Consider the following 17,151-nt stretch of genomic DNA (forward strand, 5'->3'; position numbering starts at 1 on the left):
TAACCGAAGTCTCTCTCCACGGCATCAACACCTCCCGCAAAGCGAAAAGTGTTACCCATGTCTCCGGTACAAAACGTCACCTATCTCTCAAGTCGGACATTTAAAATCATTCGAACAATGCTGCGTTGAGGGATGCTTCGATCCCGCTTCCTGGCTTTGGAATGGCTGGAAAACAGCGCGAACGAGAATCCCGCTGTGCGGCGGGTTCCATTTTGTCGATGCAATCATATTTCCGGGCAGCCCCGTTCATTGGCGAAGGTGATGCGATCCGGTCCCCGGCGCGTGAAGCCTTCTACGACGACACGACCCGGGGTGACGCGCACGACCTCGGGGTCGCGCAGGCCGGCCTCACGGGCGGCGGCGCGGGCTTCGCGTTCGCTACAGCCGCGCATGCGGGGCGGGCCTCGGCGGTCTACGTCCCGGTCACGATCGCGGATGATGGGGCGAACGCCGTCGGGGCCGATTCTGAGTTCCATGTCCTGCGCACCGGCGGGGATCGGCGTGGCGAAGGATACGAGGGCGACGCCCATTGCCAGAGCTACAGTTTTCATTGGCTTGATCATGTTTCCTCCCTCAGCCGAAACCGGCGGAAGCTTGTTTGCTTGCGGGGAGAGAACGCGGTTGCCCTCCGTTTGTTCCTTGCGGAAGGGGGGGCGGGAGATGCCGTTGCGGCAAGTTTGGTCCGATGGGAGGGCTGAAAAAATAGAAATCATTAACCACGTTCATTACAATTTTATCGAATTTGCAGAAGTCGTTCGCATTTTCGCCACGTTATGCACAAGATTAAGCGACTGTTAGGTGCTTCGATGGCAGGGGCAAATAATCGAGGCAAGTGAGGGTGCGGTTCTCCGAGCCAATAGCAGCGTGGGGCAGACGATTTGAATTCTACGGTCAAGAAACTCGGCATCAACGCCAGGTCGGGCGTGAAGTGGCTTGCAATTTCCGTGCTTTGCGCCGCAACCGCATCGTGTTCCACGACATCCGAGACCAAGCCTAAGCCCAAGCGCAGCAAGGAATATTTTTCCGAATCCGAATATGGCGTCAAAGCCAGTCCGCGTGTGGCCGATGGCAAGGCCATTCCCAAGGGCGGCGGGCGCGAGCTGATCGGCAATGCCTATACCGTCAAGGGCCGCCGTTATTTCCCCAAGGAAGAACCGGGTTACAACAAGACCGGCCTTGCCTCCTGGTATGGTTCCGCCTTCCATGGTCGCCTGACCGCCAATGGCGAAGTCTACGACAAAGAACATCTTTCTGCCGCACATCCGACATTTCCCCTGCCGAGCTACGCGCGCGTCACCAATATGGACAATGGCGCGTCGGTTCTGGTGCGCGTCAACGATCGCGGACCGTTCCATGAAGGCCGCCTGATCGACGTTTCAAGCAAGACGGCCGATCTTCTCGACATGAAGACCACTGGCACGGCCAATGTGCGGGTACAATACGCCGGACGTGCGCCGCTCGATGGTCACGATATGCCTTATCTGATGGCATCTTATATTCCGAAGGGTTCTCGCTCACCGGGTGTGGCGCCGGAAGGGCAGATCGCGACAGGCGTGATGGTGGCTTCAGCCTCGCCGAATTTCGTTCCGGCTCCGGCGTCCAACCCGAATTATGGCGGCTCGACCCAGACAGCGCTTGTCGGCTCCAGGAAGAATGCAGCGCTGCAGGCCATGCCGCTGGTCAATGGTTCGGCACCGGCTTTCGAACAGTTCGCGATCCTGCCGGAAATCGGTCCTTTCCTGGCCGAACGTCCGGAAGGCAATTTCATGCGTGAACCGGCGGCGCCCGGCGGCAATTATCTGCGTGTGCCGACGCCTTCCTCCAAATTTGCGGCGGCCTATTCCGAAGAATCGGCTACGGTCTCCAGGACCGCGAGCGCCTTCGACAGCGTGCTCGTCGACCGTGGCGCGCTCAACGAGCAATCGATACTCGCCCACGTGAAACGTCAGCAGGCGAAGTCGCGCTGACGAATTGAAGGATACGGCCGGCCTTTTGCCTTTGTCGCGGGCAGCCGGTTACGGCAGGCAGGACTGGGCGGTTTCATGCGCAAGGCCATTCATCGCTCCTATTGTTCGCTCCTCGCAGCGGCAGCGTTTGCGCTTTTCAGTGCAAGCCCGGCACAATCGCAGACCGGCCCCTTCATCGCCAAGGCGGAACAGGCCTATATGATCGATGCCGAAACAGGCACGGTGCTTCTTTCGCAAAATGAGGATCAGCCTTTTCCGCCCGCATCGCTCGCCAAGCTGATGACGGTGGAAGTGGTGCTGGATGCGCTTTCAAAGGGGCAGGTGACGGCAGAGACGGCTTATCCCGTCTCGGAATATGCCTGGCGCACGGGCGGCGCGCCTTCACGCACCTCGACGATGTTCGCGGCGCTGAAATCCTCGGTCAGCATCAACGATCTCTTGACCGGGATCATCGTTCAGAACGCCAATGACGGCTGTATCGTCGTCGCCGAAGGCATGGCAGGTTCGGATGCCGCTTTCGCCAAACGCATGACGGTGCGGGCGGACGAACTGGGCATGAGCCGCAGCACCTTTACCAATTCGACTGGGCTTCCCAACCCCGGCAACCGGACGAGTGCGAGGGATATGGTGCGCCTTGCCCAGCATCTGCATGACACCTATCCCGACCGATACGGGCTTTTTACCAAGCCGGATTTCGAATGGAACCGGATTTTCCAGCGCAACAAGAATACGCTCCTGATGCCCGGGAGCGGTATCGACGGTCTCGGTCTCGGTTTTGCGGAAGGCAGCGGTTTTGCGGCTGTCGTTTCGGCCGAGCGGGGAGGCCGCCGGGTCTATCTGGCGCTTGGCGGCATCGCGGACGACAAGACGCGGCAGGAAGAGGCCCGCCGGGTGGTGGACTGGGGCCTGACCGCCTTTGAAAAACGCCATCTCTTCAGCAGGGACGAAGCCGTCGGGTCTGTCAGCGTTTATGGCGGCGATGTTTCGCATATCGATCTTTCGCCGAAGGAAGATGTGAGCGTGCTTGTGCCGGTCAATAATCCGGACCGTATTTCCGGCCGGATCGTCTATCGCTGGCCCCTGAATGCGCCGCTGGACGTCGGTGCAAATGCCGGAACGCTTAAGATTTTCTCGGGCGAGCGCCTGTTGCGGGAAGTGCCGCTTTACACGAAGGCGGCGGTCGGCAAGGGGTCGCTCACCCAGAATGCGACAGGCGCGCTGAAGGAACTGCTGCTGTTCTGGCTCTGAAAGCCTGTTGCACGGGCGGCCTTGTTCCTATGCTTTTGTTCAGGCATCGGATTTTCTGAAAAGCGCTTCACACTTTTCCGTTCGATGCTGTAAACAGGCATTTCAACATTGACGTGAATTCCTCGCAGGACGTGACATTGGCCGAAAAGACCGGATTGTTCATCAGCTTCGAAGGCGGCGAAGGCGCCGGCAAGTCGACGCAGATTCGCACGCTTGCCGAGGCGCTTCGCGGCCGTGGTTTCGAGGTGGTCGTGACGCGTGAGCCGGGCGGCTCGCCGGGTGCGGAGGCCGTTCGGCATGTTCTGCTCTCGGGTGCGGCAGAGTCCTTCGGGGTGCGCATGGAGGCAATCCTGTTTGCGGCGGCGCGCAACGACCATGTCGAAGAGGTCATTCGTCCGGCGCTTGCGCGCGGCGAGATCGTGCTCTGCGACCGCTTTCTTGATTCCTCGCGTGTCTATCAGGGCACGACCGGCAATCTGGAGCCTGATTTCATTGAGACGCTGCAACGGATAGCCATCGATGGCGTCGTGCCGGAGTTGACGCTGATCTTCGATATCGCCGCCGAAAAGGGTCTGGCCCGCGCCAGAAAGCGCGCGGATGAGGGTGCTACGCCGGATCGGTTCGAAAAAGAGGAAATCGAGACCCACGAGAAGCGTCGTGAGGCCTATCTGGATATTGCGCTCGCCGAGCCGCGTCGTTGCCGGATCGTGAACGCCGACCAGCCGCAGGAAAAGGTGACGGAGGATGTCATGTCCTTTGTCGAGCCGTTGCTCGAGCGTGCGGGAAAAGCTGCGGACGCCGCGCATGAGTGAGGTTCAGGGCGTTCTCGACGGCGCGATTGCGCCGCAGCAGAACACGAGGCTTTTCGGGCACGAGGAGGCGGAGGCCTTTCTTGCGCAATCCTATCGCTCCGGCAAAGGCCATCACGCCATTCTGATCGAGGGACCGGAGGGGATCGGCAAGGCGACGCTCGCCTTTCGTTTCGCCAATCATGTGCTGACCCATCCCGATCCCGCATCCGCGCCGGATTTCCTTGCCGATCCCGATCCGCAATCACTGGTCAGCCGGCAGATCACCGCCTGCGCCTCGCACAATCTGCTGCATCTGACCCGTCCTGTGGACGAAAAGACGGGCCGTGTGAAATCCGCCATTACGGTGGACGAGGTGCGGCGGGCAGGGCACTTCTTTTCGCAGACATCCGGCACGGGCAACTGGCGCATCGTCATCATCGATCCTGCCGACGATCTTAACCGGAACGCCGCCAATGCCATCCTGAAAATACTGGAGGAGCCACCGAAGCGGGCGATGTTCCTCGTGCTTTCGCATGCACCGGGAAAATTGCTGCCGACCATCCGTTCGCGCTGCATGCCGCTCCGGCTCGTGCCGCTTTCCGATGCGGCGATGGTGCAAGCGCTCGATCAACTCGACATCAGCCCCGAAGGTGAGAAACGCGACGCTCTGCTTGCCGCCGCCAAGGGCAGCGTGGCGCAGGCGCTGAAACTGATGAATTATGGCGGTTCCGACATTGTCGAGGTCTTTGCCGAAGTGATGACTGCCGAAGGGCCGGGCGCGCGCAAGCGCATGCACAAGCTTGCCGAGGTTCTGGCGCAGAAAGATGGCGACATCGTTCTCGGATTCTTCATGGAGCATGTGACGGAAGAGCTGATGGCGCGAGCGCGGGCGGCGGCAATGGCGGGTGACCTTGCGGCGGCAGAAAAACATGCACGGCTTTCCTCGACGCTTTCGGAGCGCATCACTGTGGCGCAGGCCTATAATCTCGACAAGAAGCAGATGGTGCTTTCCATTCTGGAAGATATTCGTTCGGTTTAGGCGCCGGGATATGAATCATACCCGAAATGGGGAAGTTGTTGTTTCGCTGCTGCGAACAATGGTTTAAGAGCGGTCTATCCAAAAAACAGCCTGTAAAGTCGATAGACCGTCATGACAGACAAGACACCGTTCTACATCACCACCGCGATCTCCTATCCCAACGGCAAGCCGCATATCGGCCATGCCTATGAGTTGATTGCGACGGACGCCATGGCACGCTTTCAGCGCCTGGACGGAATGGATGTTTTCTTCCTGACCGGCACCGACGAACATGGCCAGAAGATGCAGCAGACGGCGCGGGCGGAAGGTATTTCGCCGGAAGATCTCGCCCAGCGCAACTCCGACCAGTTCCGCGAGATGGGCAAGCTGCTCAACGCCTCGAACGACGATTTCATCCGCACCACGGAAGAGCGTCACCATGAGACCTCGCGCAATATCTGGAACCTGATGGCCGGTAGCGGTGACATCTACAAGGACAGCTATGCCGGCTGGTATTCCGTGCGCGACGAAGCCTATTACGCCGAGGACGAGACGGAAGTGCGCGCCGATGGCGTCCGTTACGGGCCACAGGGCACGCCGGTGGAATGGGTGGAAGAGGAAAGCTATTTCTTCAAGCTCTCCGAATATCAGGATAAACTCCTGAAACTCTACGAAGAGAACCCTGACTTCATCGGTCCGGCCGAGCGTCGCAACGAAATCATTTCGTTCGTGAAATCCGGTCTTAAGGACCTGTCGATTTCCCGCACCACCTTCGATTGGGGCATCAAGGTCCCCAACGATCCGAAGCACGTCATGTATGTCTGGGTCGATGCGCTGACCAACTACATCACCGCGACTGGTTTCATCGAGGATAAAAACGGCCCGCGTGCGAAATATTGGCCCGCCAACGTGCATATCATAGGCAAGGACATCATCCGTTTCCACGCGGTCTATTGGCCGGCCTTTCTGATGAGCGCCAAGCTGCCGCTGCCCAAGCGGGTCTATGCGCATGGCTTCCTGCTCAACAAGGGCGAGAAGATGTCGAAGTCGCTCGGCAACGTCGTCGATCCGGCCAATCTGGTAAACCATTTCGGTCTCGATCAGGTCCGTTATTTCTTCCTGCGCGAAGTCTCCTTCGGCCAGGACGGCAGCTATAGCGAAGAGGGCATCGCCACCCGTATCAACGCCGATCTTGCCAATGGCATCGGCAATCTCGCCAGCCGTTCACTCTCGATGATTGTCAAGAATTGCGACGGCCAGATCCCGACGCCCGGTGAGTTCACCGAAGAAGACAAGGCGATGCTTGGCTCCGCCGATGGGCTGCTTGAGATTTGCCGCGAGGAGATGGGCAAGCAGCTCATCCACCGTGCGCTTGCGGCCATCATCGCCGTCGTCTCGGAAACCGACCGCTATTTCGCCTCGCAGGAGCCGTGGGCGCTGAAAAAGACCGACCCTGAGCGCATGGGCACCGTGCTTTACGTTACGGCGGAAGTGGTGCGCCAGATCGGCATTCTCCTGCAGCCCTTCATGCCGGAATCCTGCGAGAAGCTGCTCGATCTCGTCGCTGCGCCTGCCGATAAACGTGATTTCGCTGCTTTGGGCGCAGCTGGCCGTCTGGTTCCGGGCACGCCGCTGGAAGCACCGAAGCCGGTTTTCCCGCGTTATGTCGCGCCGGAAGCTTGAAGGCGACAACCATGCTGATCGATACCCATTGTCATCTGGATTTTCCCGATTTCGAGGCCGAGCGCGACGACATTATCGCCCGTGCCCATGCTTCTGGCGTCGCCCAGATGGTGACGATCTCGACCCGGGTGCGTCGGCTGCCGGAGCTTTTGAAGATCGCGGAAAAATATCCGTCGGTCTTCTGTTCGGTCGGTACGCATCCCAACAATGCCGACGAGGAACTGGATATTTCCGCCGACGAGCTTGTGCGGCTCGCGGAGAGCCATGACAAGATCGTGGCGATCGGTGAGGCGGGTCTGGATTATTTCTACGATACGCAGAAGCCGGAAGACCAAAAGACCGGCCTCATCCGCCACATCGAGGCCGCAAGACGAACGAAGCTGCCGCTCGTTATCCACAGCCGCAGCGCCGATGAGGACATGGCCGCTATATTGCGCGAGGAAAGCGACAAGGGGGCGTTCCCCTTCATTCTGCACTGCTTCTCTGCCGGCCTTGAATTGGCGAGAACCGGCGTCGAACTTGGCGGTTATGTGTCCTTCTCCGGTATTCTGACCTTCCCGAAATCGCAGGATATCCGCGATATCGCCGCCACCGTGCCGCTGGACAGGCTGCTGGTGGAAACGGATGCGCCTTATCTCGCGCCAAAGCGCTGGCGCGGGAAGCGCAACGAACCCTCCTATGTGGTCAACACAGCAGAGGTTCTGGCCGAGGTGCATGGCGTTTCCTTCGAGCGCATGGCCGAAATCACCACCGAAAACGCCTTCCGCTGCTTTTCCAAGATGACAAGGGTGTAGACGTGGCAATCTACCGTCGTCGCTTCACGGTTCTCGGTTGCGCGTCGTCGCCTGGCGTGCCGCGCATCAACGGCGACTGGGGCGCCTGCGATCCCGAGAACCCGAAGAACCGGCGTACGCGAACGGCCTTCCTAGTGGAGCAGATCGGCCCGGATGGCGGCAGGACGACCGTCGTTATCGACACCGGCCCGGATTTTCGCGAACAAATGATCGCGGCGAAGGTGGAGGCGGTCGATGCGGTGCTTTACACCCACGCCCATGCCGACCATCTGCATGGCATTGACGATCTGCGCATCTATTTCGCTCTTCAGAAACACCGCATCCCCATCTATGCCGATCCCGTTACCATGGCGCGCATAAGGGACGGTTTCGCCTATTGCCTGGAGACCCCGCCGGGCAGCAACTATCCGCCCATCGTCGAACCGCGGATCATCGCCGATATCGACACGACCTTGATTATAGACGGGGCAGGCGGGCCGATCCCATTCAACGTGCATATGCAGCAGCATGGCGATGTGCATTCGCTGGGTTTCCGTATTGGTGACGTCGCCTATTGCACCGATGTCAGCGATTTTCCGGCAAAAAGCCTGCCGAAGCTTGCCGGTCTCGATGTCCTCGTCATCGATGCGCTGCAGCACCGTTATCACCCCAGCCATCTTTCGCTGGAACAGGCGCTCAGCTGGATAGAAAGATTCGCACCCAAAAGGGCGATCTTGACCCACATGCACATCCCGCTCGATTATGAAACGGTGATGCGTGAAACGCCTGATCATGTTGAACCGGCTTATGATCAGATGCGTTTCGAAATCGAGATCGAAGCAGCCTGACGCCGCCTGAGAAGGAATAACATGTCGACCAAGCCTTTCCGTGCACCCAGTATGGCGAGCTTTTTCGACAATCTGCGCGCCAGCCGCCTGCGGGCGATGTTTCGACGCGGTGAAGTGGGGCTGGTGCTTCTTGCCGTCTTGATCGGCATTGCAGCGGGCCTTCTGGTGGCGTTGATCGGCGCCCTGAGCACGGCGTTGCATGTTATGGTTTTCGGCGTCGAGCGGCTGAGCAGCAGCGATCTCTCCGGCCGTATCGTGCTCGCCGGGCCGATCGTCGGCGGCATCGTGCTCGGCATGATCATCTTCATTCTTTCGAAGACACGCAAAAAACCCATGATCGACCCCATCGAGGCGAATGCGCTGCATGGCGGTCGCCTGTCGCTAACGGACAGCATCATCGTGTGCGTGCAGAATATCGTCTCCAATGGTTTTGGCGCTTCTGTCGGGCTTGAGGCAGGCTACACGCAGATCGCCAGCGGCGTTGCCTCGAAGATCGGCATCAAGCTGAAACTGCGGCGAGGGGACATGCGTATTCTTGTCGGCTGTGGTGCGGCGGGCGCTATTGCTGCGGCCTTCAACGCGCCTCTGACCGGGGCGTTCTACGCCATCGAACTCATTATCGGCACCTATACCGTGGTGACGCTTGCGCCGCTCATCGTCGCGGCGCTGGTGGCGACGACGGTCATCGGAATTATCGGTGGCCATGGCATCTCGATCGATATTGTCGATGCCAGCCGTGTGACGCCGGCCGATTATGTGCCCGCCATCTTTCTCGGCGTCGTGTGTGCGGCCATTGGCATCGTGCTGATGCAGGCAGTGTCCTTCATCGAAGAAACTGCGCGTAAAAGCGCCATTCCGGGCTGGCTGCGTCCCACGATAGGTGGCGTGGCGGTGGGTGCTCTTGCGCTGATTTCACCGCAGGTACTGTCGAGCGGCCATGGCGCACTGCATCTCAACATTGATGCCGAACTGACGATATATGGGGTGGCCGGGCTGTTTCTGCTGAAGGCCGCGGCCAGCGCCATTTCCATCGGCTCGAACTTCCGCGGCGGCCTCTTTTTCGCATCGCTGTTCATGGGCTCGTTGCTCGGCAAGATTTTCGCGCTTTGCGCACCCTATATCGGTTATGGATCGACCGCGCCCATCGTTTATGCCGTGATTGGCATGAGCGCCTTTGCCGCCGCCATCATCGGCGGCCCGCTGACAATGACGTTTCTGGCGCTGGAACTGACAGGCGACTTCCAGATCACGGCTCTGGTGCTTGCCGCCGTCATCACCACCTCGCTCGTGGTGCGCACCACCTTCGGTTATTCCTTCGCCACCTGGCGTTTTCACCTGCGGGGCGAGAGCATTCGCAGCGCCCACGATATCGGCTGGATCCGCGACCTGACGGTCGGCAAGATGATGCGCGCCGATATCCGCAAGGCCAATGTCAGCATGGGGCTTCCGGCCTTCAAGGAGAAGTTCCCGCTCGGCTCCACGCAACGGGTGATCATGACCCATGATGACGGGCGTTATGCCGGCATCGTCCTTGTCCCGGAAATCTACGCCGACCCGATGGATCGCGACCCCAGCAAAATCAGCCTCGAAACCTATCTGCATTACAAGAACGACGTGTTGCTGCCGACCATGAATGCCCGGCAAGCGGCTGCGGCCTTCGATGCGGCGGAAAGTGAAGCCCTGGTCGTCGTCAACGACAAGATCGAAAATCGTCCTGTCGGATTGCTGACTGAAAGCCATACGCTGAGGCGCTATAGCGAAGAACTGGATTTAAGACGCCGGGAGGCATCGGGTGAGTTCTGATATTACATTATATTGCCTGCTTTAAATTTTGATATAATTATATTATTTCTATCCGTATTCACCTCAATTCTTCGCGGAAAAGAGGCTTTTCTCCGCGCAAACACGCGTCGGCTGAATCCCTGTGACAAGCACGGAAATGCGGGTCGAGGACTGGCTCCGGCCCGGGGAGCCAATTTGTCGCGTATGGGCGCAGAAAAAGCTGCCCCAATGTCCAGTCTTCACCATCGCCTGACCTCGCCTGCACACGCGACCCCAAACGACATTTCCCGTCACCCTGTCATTTTTCTCGAGCCCCGCTTGACAAAAAAACATTCGTCGCAATAAATAGACTGACTACTTAATTAATGAAAGAAACGGCTAAGATGAGCCGGGCAGGCGAGGTGTGAGGATCGTTCACACGGGTCCGCTCCGGGAACCTGTGCGGCCGGATATTTACTGCCTTCATCCTTACCGGCAGCGCCGTGAGCCGATGAAACTTGGAGAGTGTTATGCCTTCAGACAGCAGCACGGTTGAGACGACGCCTTTTGCGGCTTCCTGCGGCAAACTCGAAATGGTTTCGGAGCCCGGGTTTCGCGGGCTCGGTCTTCCGCATCGCCGTGCGCCGCTTTATGGCGTCATCGTTGCCGGGGGGCTGTCGCTTTTCGGCAATGCGGTGGCGGCCGTTGCGCTGCCCTGGATCGTGCTGTCCCTGACCGGCAATGCCGCATGGACGGGGATAGCGGCGGCGGCGGGCATGATACCGCTGGTTATCGGCGCTTTCTGCGGCGGCCCCGTCGTCGACCGTTTCGGTTCGCGCATCGTTGCGGTAACCGCCGATCTCGCTAGCGCCCTGAGCGTCGCGGCCATTCCCTTTCTGATGATGACCGGGCAGATGGATATAGGCCTGCTACTCTGCCTGATCGTGGTCGGGGCGCTGCTCGACGGTCCGGGTATGATCGCCCATGATGCAAGGGTGCCGGAACTTGCTCGCATCGCCCGCATGCCGATCGAGCGGGTCACCTCGATAGATGAGTTGCTTGATAATGCGGCGATGATTTTCGGCCCGCCGGTCACGGGGATCGCCATTGCCGCTTTCGGGATGGAATATGCCTTGATGATCACGGCGGCCTGTTCGCTGCTCGCTGCCGTGATCGGCGCGATCTGTTTGCCGCGTCATAGGCGCAAGTCCGTCGATGCGGATCGCGGCGATGCGACTTTTGCGGGTCTGCGCTTTCTGCTCACGGAGCCGATTCTGCGTCTTCTGCTCATCGTCGCCATGGTGATGCTGGCGGTTTTCGGGGCGCTCAACGCCGTTGTCCTGCCGGTGCTGTTCAAGGCCAGCGGAGCGGATGTCCTTAATCTCGGGCTGTTTCTCTCGGTTTCCGGGGCAGGGGCGGCTTTGTCGGCGGTGGTTTTCGCCATTCGCGGCCACTCCTGGAACGGCCGGGCCGTCCTGCTCGCAGGCATATCCGGCGCGACGCTCTCCATCGGCCTCGTCGCTTTCCTTCAGAGCGGTCCCTTGCTGCTCATCGCGGCTGCCCTGGTCGGTCTTTCCACCGGGGCGCTCGGCCCGCTCGCCAATGCGATATTTCTGAAACGCGCGCCGGCTGCAATCCGCGGCAGCGTGCTTGGAACCACGGCGGCGATTGCGATGACGGCGACGCCGCTTGCCGTGCTGATCGCCGGTTTCGGCCTTGAGGCCGCCGGCGCTGCCCGGTTCTTGTGGGGGCTCAGCGCCACGCTCTGTCTGCTGCTGCTCTGGGTTTTCCTCAACCCGGTCGCGCGCGCGCTGAAGAAATCGCCGCCATGATCGGGCCTCCACCTTTTTTGCGATGCAATCAAACCATCCGTGCGCCGCAGTTTTTGCCACACCCGATGTTCGAACCCGGACCCGTCCTGCCATGAACGACCTGAATTCCTCTTTCCCAAACCACCAGCCCACAAATCCTCGGCCATTGCTCGGAGAAACGACAGGACGACGGCCTTCCAGACGCCTGCTCTGGTGGACGCTGCTAGCCATTGGACTTGCAGGCGGTGCTACCTGGCTGATATCGCCGGTTGAGGAGGCGCCCGCCGTGAGTCAGACCATGACGCCTGTCAAGGTACGGCCGCATGTGTCCGTCGTCACCGCAGCGCCTTATGGTTTCAACGCCGGGCAGGATGTTGCCGGGCTTCTCGCCGCCCGCAACGATATTTCCATCGGTACGGCCGTCACTGGCCAGCGCATCGTCGAGGTTTTCGTCGATGTCGGCGATACGGTTGCGGCCGGGCAATTGCTGGCGCGGCTGGAAAGCAGGACACTCGCGGCCCAGGTTGAACAGACAGAAGCAACCGTCGCCCGCGCCCGCGCCGCACTTGCCGAGGCCGAGGCGGCTGAGATAGAGGCGAGCGAGAATCTGCGCCGCGCCGAAGGGCTTTCCGGCTCCAGCGTCAGCAAGGAACAGCTTGGCCAGCGCCGCGCCGCCGCGGCCATGGCGCAGGCAAAGATCGAGGGCGCCCGTGCCGAACTGGCGGGTGCGCAGGCGCAACTGACCCAGCACCGTCTCGAGCTGGAGCGGACCGAGATTCTTTCGCCGAAACCCGGCCTCATCACACAGCGCCATGCACGTATCGGCGCGATGCCCGATGGTACGGAGCCGCTGTTTCGCCTGTTGCAGGATGGCGAACTGGAGTTTCTGGCCGAAGCGCCGGAACGGGTGCTGCCGTCCCTGCAGACCGGCCAATCCGTAGCGATCGCGGTCAATGGCGTCGGCCGCGCCATTCAGGGGACCATCCGGGTCGTCGAACCGGCGGTCAACACACAAAGCCGTCTCGGCATCGTGCGCATCGCCGTTCAACCGGCCGCCGATCTGAGGGCAGGTGCCTTCGCGCGCGGCAAGGTCGATCTCGGCGAGCGCCGCTTCCTCGTCTCCGTTCCTGAAGCAGCATTGCGGCTGCGCCGCGAAGGTGCGGCCCAGCTTGTGGTGGTCGATGGTGAGAACAAGGTGGCGCGCCGTGCCGTTCGTGTGGGGCAGGCGCAGAACGGCGTCGTTGAAATCCTTGAAGGGTTGAGCGCGGGCGAGCGCATCGTGGAAAGCGCCAGCGCCTTCCTGCGCGACGGCGATGAGATCGTCGGCATCAGCGAAATCGCACAGAAAGAAGAGGGGCGCCGATGACCAATATTTCCTCATGGGCCATCCGCCGTCCCATCCCCACCATCGTCCTTTTCCTGCTTCTGACGCTTATCGGCATCCAGTCCTTCATGAAGCTGCCGGTCAACGCCAATCCGCGCGTCGATTTTCCGATTGTCACGGTCTCCATCGTTCAGGCGGGCGCGGCCCCGGCGGAGCTTGAAACGCAGGTGACGCGGCGGGTCGAAGGTGCGATTTCGGGCCTTGCCGGCATAAGGCATATCCAGTCGACCATCGGCGACGGGCTTTCCACCACGACGGTGGAATTTCAGCTCGGCATCGATACGGCCCGCGCCACCAACGATGTGCGTCAGGCCGTCTCGCAGATCCGCTCCGAAATGCCGGGCGATATCGAGGAACCGACAATCGCCAGCCTCGATGTCGAGGGTGGCGCGATCCTTTATTTCGCGGTTCGCGCCCCGCAAATGTCGCCCGTCGATCTTTCCTGGTTCGTTGACGAGGCCATCGGCCGCGAATTGCTGACGACCAAGGGCGTTCAGCGGGTGCAGCGCATTGGCGGCGTCAGCCGTGAAATTACCGTCCAGCTCGATCCAGACCAACTCACCGCTTTCGGCATCAATGCCGAGGATATCAACAATCAGGTTCAGGCCTTCAACACCAATGTGCCCGGCGGCAGAAGCCGGCTCAACGAGAAGGAACAGTCGATCCGCGCCGTCGGCGGCGCGATCAGCGCCGGCGAGCTGGCGGAGCGGCCGATCAGCCTGCCGAACGGCCAATGGACGACGCTCGCCACGCTCGGAAAGGTGACGGATGGCGCGGCTGAGCCGCGTGAACTGTCACGCCTCGACGCTGAGCCGGTGGTCGGCTTTTCGGTGTTCCGCGCCAAGGGGTCGAGCGACACGGCAGTCGAAGACGCCGTCAATGCCACGATTGCCCGGTTGGTCGCCATCTATCCCGGCGTCGAGATCAACCGGGTGCTTTCGACCGTCGATTATACCCGGGCGAGTTATCAGGTCGCTATGGAGACACTGATCGAAGGTGCTGCGCTGACCGTCGTCGTTGTCTTCCTCTTCCTGCGCGACTGGCGGGCGACGCTGATTGCGGCCGTGGCCATGCCGCTTTCGATCCTGCCCACCTTCACGGTAATGTTGTGGTTCGATTTCACTCTCAACAGCATCACCCTCCTGGCGCTGACGTTGGTGATCGGCATTCTCGTGGATGATGCGATTGTTGAGGTGGAAAATATCGACCGGCATCTGCATATGGGCAAGCGGCCGTTTCAGGCATCCATCGATGCGGCCGATCAGATCGGTTTTGCGGTTCTTGCCATCACCGCCACCATCGTCGCGGTGTTTCTGCCGGTCAGCTTCATCGGCGGCGTCATTGGCCAATATTTCAAGCAGTTCGGCCTGACCGTGTCGGTTGCCGTGCTCGCCAGCATGCTGGTGGCGCGTCTCGTGACGCCGCTGATGGCCGCCTATATTCTCGTACCGAAGGCGGTGAAGCACGAAGAACGCGGTGCGCCGAAGTCCCGCATGGGCCGGGGTTACGTAGCGCTTCTGGAACTTGCCCTTCGCCATCGGCTGAAAACCTGCGGCATCGGCGTTCTGGTGCTCGTCGGTTCCTTTCTGCTGGTGCCGCTTCTGCCCTCAGGCTTCCTGCCGAGCGACGACCGCAGCCTGTCGCGTATCCTGATCGAGCTGCCGCCGGATTCGACGCTGCGCGATACCGACAGTGCCGTGCAGTCGATAACGACGGCGCTCCGGGAAATGCCGGAGGTTAAAAGCGTCTTCGCCTCCATCGGCAGGACGGATGACGGCCCCGACGTTGCCCGCGCCTCCCTGCTGGTCAATCTCGTGCCGGCCTCCGAGCGTACGCTTTCCCAGCGTCAGTTCGAGCTTGGTGCAGCAGACCTGATTGCTCGCACACCCAATATCCGCTTCGCTTTCCAGAATGAAAATGCGGCGCGCGATATTTCCGTCATCCTCGTCGGCGACGAGCCGGAGAAGCTGGCCACTGCGGCTCTTGCCGTGGAAACCGGCATGCGCGGCATCGAGGGAATTGCCAATGTGCAGACCGCCGAACCCCTGCCGCGGGCGGAATTGCAGGTCAGGCCGCGTTTTGACGAGGCGGCTCGGCTTGGCGTTTCCACGCAATCCATCGCCGCCGTCACGCGTATTGCCACAACTGGCGATACGGACGCCAATTCCGCCAAGTTCAATATCGGCGACCGACAGGTGCCGATCCGCGTGATGATCGACCGGCGCGCGCAGAGCAATCTCGATACGCTCGGCATGCTCAGGATGTCGGTGGCGAATGGCAGCCTGCCGCTGTTATCGGTGGCCGATCTTTCGGTCTCGGAAGGGCCGGGGCAGCTCAACCGCTTCGACCGCATGCGCCGGGTGACCGTCAGCGCCGATCTCGCGGGCATTCCGCTTGGCGTCGCGCTGGAGCGCATCAATGCGCTCGACGCCGTGACCTCGCTTCCGGCCGGCGTGCGGCAGGTGCAATATGGCGATGCCGAATATATCGGTGAGATGTTCCAGAGTTTCAGCGCCGCCATGCTGTTCGGCCTCATGATGGTGCTGGCCGTGCTGATCGTTCTCTTCAAGGATTTTCTTCAGCCGATCACCATCCTCGTGGCATTGCCGCTTTCGGTGGGCGGCGCAATTGTCGGTCTGCTGCTTTATGGCGGCGCGCTCGATCTGCCGGCGGTCATCGGCTTGCTGATGCTGATGGGCATTGTCACCAAGAACTCCATTCTGCTGGTGGAATTCGCCATCGAGAAGCGCAAGGGCGGGCTCAGCCGCCAACGGGCGCTGGTGGAATCCGGCGTCGAGCGCGCCCGTCCGATCATCATGACCACGCTTGCCATGGTTGCTGGCATGATGCCGGCGGCGCTGGGGGTGGGGGCGGATGCCGGTTTCCGCGCGCCCATGGCGATTGCCGTGATCGGCGGCCTCATTACGTCCACCCTGCTGAGCCTCGTCTTCGTGCCCGTCGTCTTCACCTATATGGACGATCTGCGCGGCTGGCTCAGCCGCAGGCTGCAACGTCTCACCTCCGTGACCGCCGCAGACCGGGCAGCGGCGGAGCGCCGGATAGCCGCTGGCGTGGCTGAAACTGCGCAGGGGCATGGATGATGACAGACGCTCCGGTCTCAGGCCTGACGGCGACCGCCATACACGAGCATATCGCCGCCGCCGGGCGATCCGAGGGGTTTCTGTCCGGCCCGGTTTTTCTCGATACCGGATCGGAAGACGTCATCGCGCTCGAGGTGCAATATCACCTGCCATTCTACCGGATGGCCCTGTTCGACCGGCTGGACGTGGCGATGCCGAAACTGCTGGCGGAAGCGGTTCCCAAGCGGCAGGCGGAGTTTCTCGCGGGCCGTTTCCTGGGGCAGGCGGCGCTCACGCTTTTCGGGCATGACCCTCAGCCGATCGGCATCGGCAACAGGCGCGAGCCGGTATGGCCTTCAGGCATAAGCGGCTCGATCAGCCATTCCCACGGCATCTGCGTGTGCATGGTAACGCAGGAGCACGATGTCAGGGTCGGTGTCGATATAGAAAAGATTGAGCCAGGGGCGGTAACGGAGATCATCCTGAAGCGCGCCCTGGCGCCGCTGGAGCGCAGGCTGATTGCCGAACTGGAGGAATGTGACGCAAGCATACTGCCTTTTCTGGTGTTTTCCGCCAAGGAGACGCTGTTCAAGGCGCTTTATCCGGTGGTTGGACGCCATTTCAATTTCCAGGCGGCGCGTCTTTTCGAAAAACCCGGTCGCGATGAACTGCGGCTGGAACTGACGCGCCCGCTACATCGCTCACTTCCGGCGGGACGCCGTTTTTCCATACGCTTTTCGGTGGCGGGCAGTTTTGTCCGCACCTGGCTTGTTTGTCGTTAAACCCA

At 60.7% G+C, this 17,151-nt stretch carries 13 protein-coding genes; 12 read left to right on the plus strand and 1 reads right to left on the minus strand.

Translation table 11 applies throughout. The features are described 5' to 3' along the window. Positions 1-224 precede the first annotated feature (224 nt). Entirely contained in the window at positions 225-563 is a 339-nt protein-coding gene (locus PL597_RS07985) for a hypothetical protein (RefSeq protein ID WP_271364917.1), read from the minus strand. Positions 564-878: 315 nt separating this feature from the next. On the opposite strand from PL597_RS07985, the gene PL597_RS07990 reads away from it, so the two are divergent. From PL597_RS07990 to PL597_RS08045, 12 genes are all read left to right on the plus strand, one after another. Then, complete coding sequence (locus PL597_RS07990) at positions 879-1,967, plus strand: septal ring lytic transglycosylase RlpA family protein (protein ID WP_137410306.1); 1,089 nt, start codon at positions 879-881, stop codon at positions 1,965-1,967. Positions 1,968-2,042: 75 nt separating this feature from the next. Further along, positions 2,043-3,215, plus strand: a complete 1,173-nt coding sequence (locus tag PL597_RS07995) for a D-alanyl-D-alanine carboxypeptidase family protein (RefSeq protein ID WP_271364918.1) — start codon at positions 2,043-2,045, stop codon at positions 3,213-3,215. 137 nt (positions 3,216-3,352) lie between these two features. Continuing rightward, positions 3,353-4,027 carry a dTMP kinase gene (tmk, locus tag PL597_RS08000; RefSeq protein ID WP_137410305.1) on the plus strand — a complete coding sequence of 225 codons (675 nt, stop codon included), beginning with the start codon at positions 3,353-3,355 and terminating at the stop codon, positions 4,025-4,027. Continuing rightward, a complete protein-coding gene (locus tag PL597_RS08005; protein WP_271364919.1) occupies positions 4,020-5,045 on the plus strand; it encodes a DNA polymerase III subunit delta' in 1,026 nt (341 codons plus the stop codon). The genes tmk and PL597_RS08005 overlap by 8 nt, the downstream gene beginning before the upstream one ends. A gap of 111 nt (positions 5,046-5,156) precedes the next feature. Beyond that, positions 5,157-6,707 (plus strand): methionine--tRNA ligase, encoded by a 1,551-nt coding sequence (metG, locus tag PL597_RS08010; protein ID WP_271364920.1) that lies wholly within the window; start codon positions 5,157-5,159, stop codon positions 6,705-6,707. 11 nt (positions 6,708-6,718) lie between these two features. Further along, on the plus strand, positions 6,719-7,501 hold the full coding sequence (locus PL597_RS08015; protein ID WP_217004767.1) for a TatD family hydrolase: 783 nt from the start codon (positions 6,719-6,721) through the stop codon (positions 7,499-7,501). Between the two features lie 2 nt (positions 7,502-7,503). Beyond that, the gene (locus PL597_RS08020) at positions 7,504-8,328 is read left to right on the plus strand and encodes an MBL fold metallo-hydrolase (protein ID WP_269834535.1); all 825 of its coding nucleotides are present in this window, start codon (positions 7,504-7,506) and stop codon (positions 8,326-8,328) included. A 21-nt stretch (positions 8,329-8,349) separates the two neighbouring features. Beyond that, positions 8,350-10,131: a chloride channel protein gene (locus tag PL597_RS08025; RefSeq protein WP_137410300.1), complete on the plus strand. Its 1,782-nt coding sequence runs from the start codon at positions 8,350-8,352 to the stop codon at positions 10,129-10,131. Between the two features lie 488 nt (positions 10,132-10,619). Next, the gene (locus tag PL597_RS08030; RefSeq protein ID WP_271364921.1) at positions 10,620-11,921 is read left to right on the plus strand and encodes an MFS transporter; all 1,302 of its coding nucleotides are present in this window, start codon (positions 10,620-10,622) and stop codon (positions 11,919-11,921) included. A gap of 265 nt (positions 11,922-12,186) precedes the next feature. Beyond that, complete coding sequence (locus PL597_RS08035) at positions 12,187-13,266, plus strand: efflux RND transporter periplasmic adaptor subunit (protein ID WP_271364922.1); 1,080 nt, start codon at positions 12,187-12,189, stop codon at positions 13,264-13,266. Then, positions 13,263-16,385 carry an efflux RND transporter permease subunit gene (locus PL597_RS08040; protein WP_271364923.1) on the plus strand — a complete coding sequence of 1,041 codons (3,123 nt, stop codon included), beginning with the start codon at positions 13,263-13,265 and terminating at the stop codon, positions 16,383-16,385. Before PL597_RS08035 ends, PL597_RS08040 begins: the two co-directional genes overlap by 4 nt. Continuing rightward, on the plus strand, positions 16,382-17,146 hold the full coding sequence (locus tag PL597_RS08045; RefSeq protein ID WP_269825678.1) for a 4'-phosphopantetheinyl transferase family protein: 765 nt from the start codon (positions 16,382-16,384) through the stop codon (positions 17,144-17,146). The genes PL597_RS08040 and PL597_RS08045 overlap by 4 nt, the downstream gene beginning before the upstream one ends. Positions 17,147-17,151 lie beyond the last annotated feature (5 nt).

The sequence above is a fragment of the Agrobacterium sp. ST15.13.013 genome (genome assembly GCF_027956525.1).
Classification (GTDB): Bacteria; Pseudomonadota; Alphaproteobacteria; order Rhizobiales; family Rhizobiaceae; genus Agrobacterium; species Agrobacterium salinitolerans.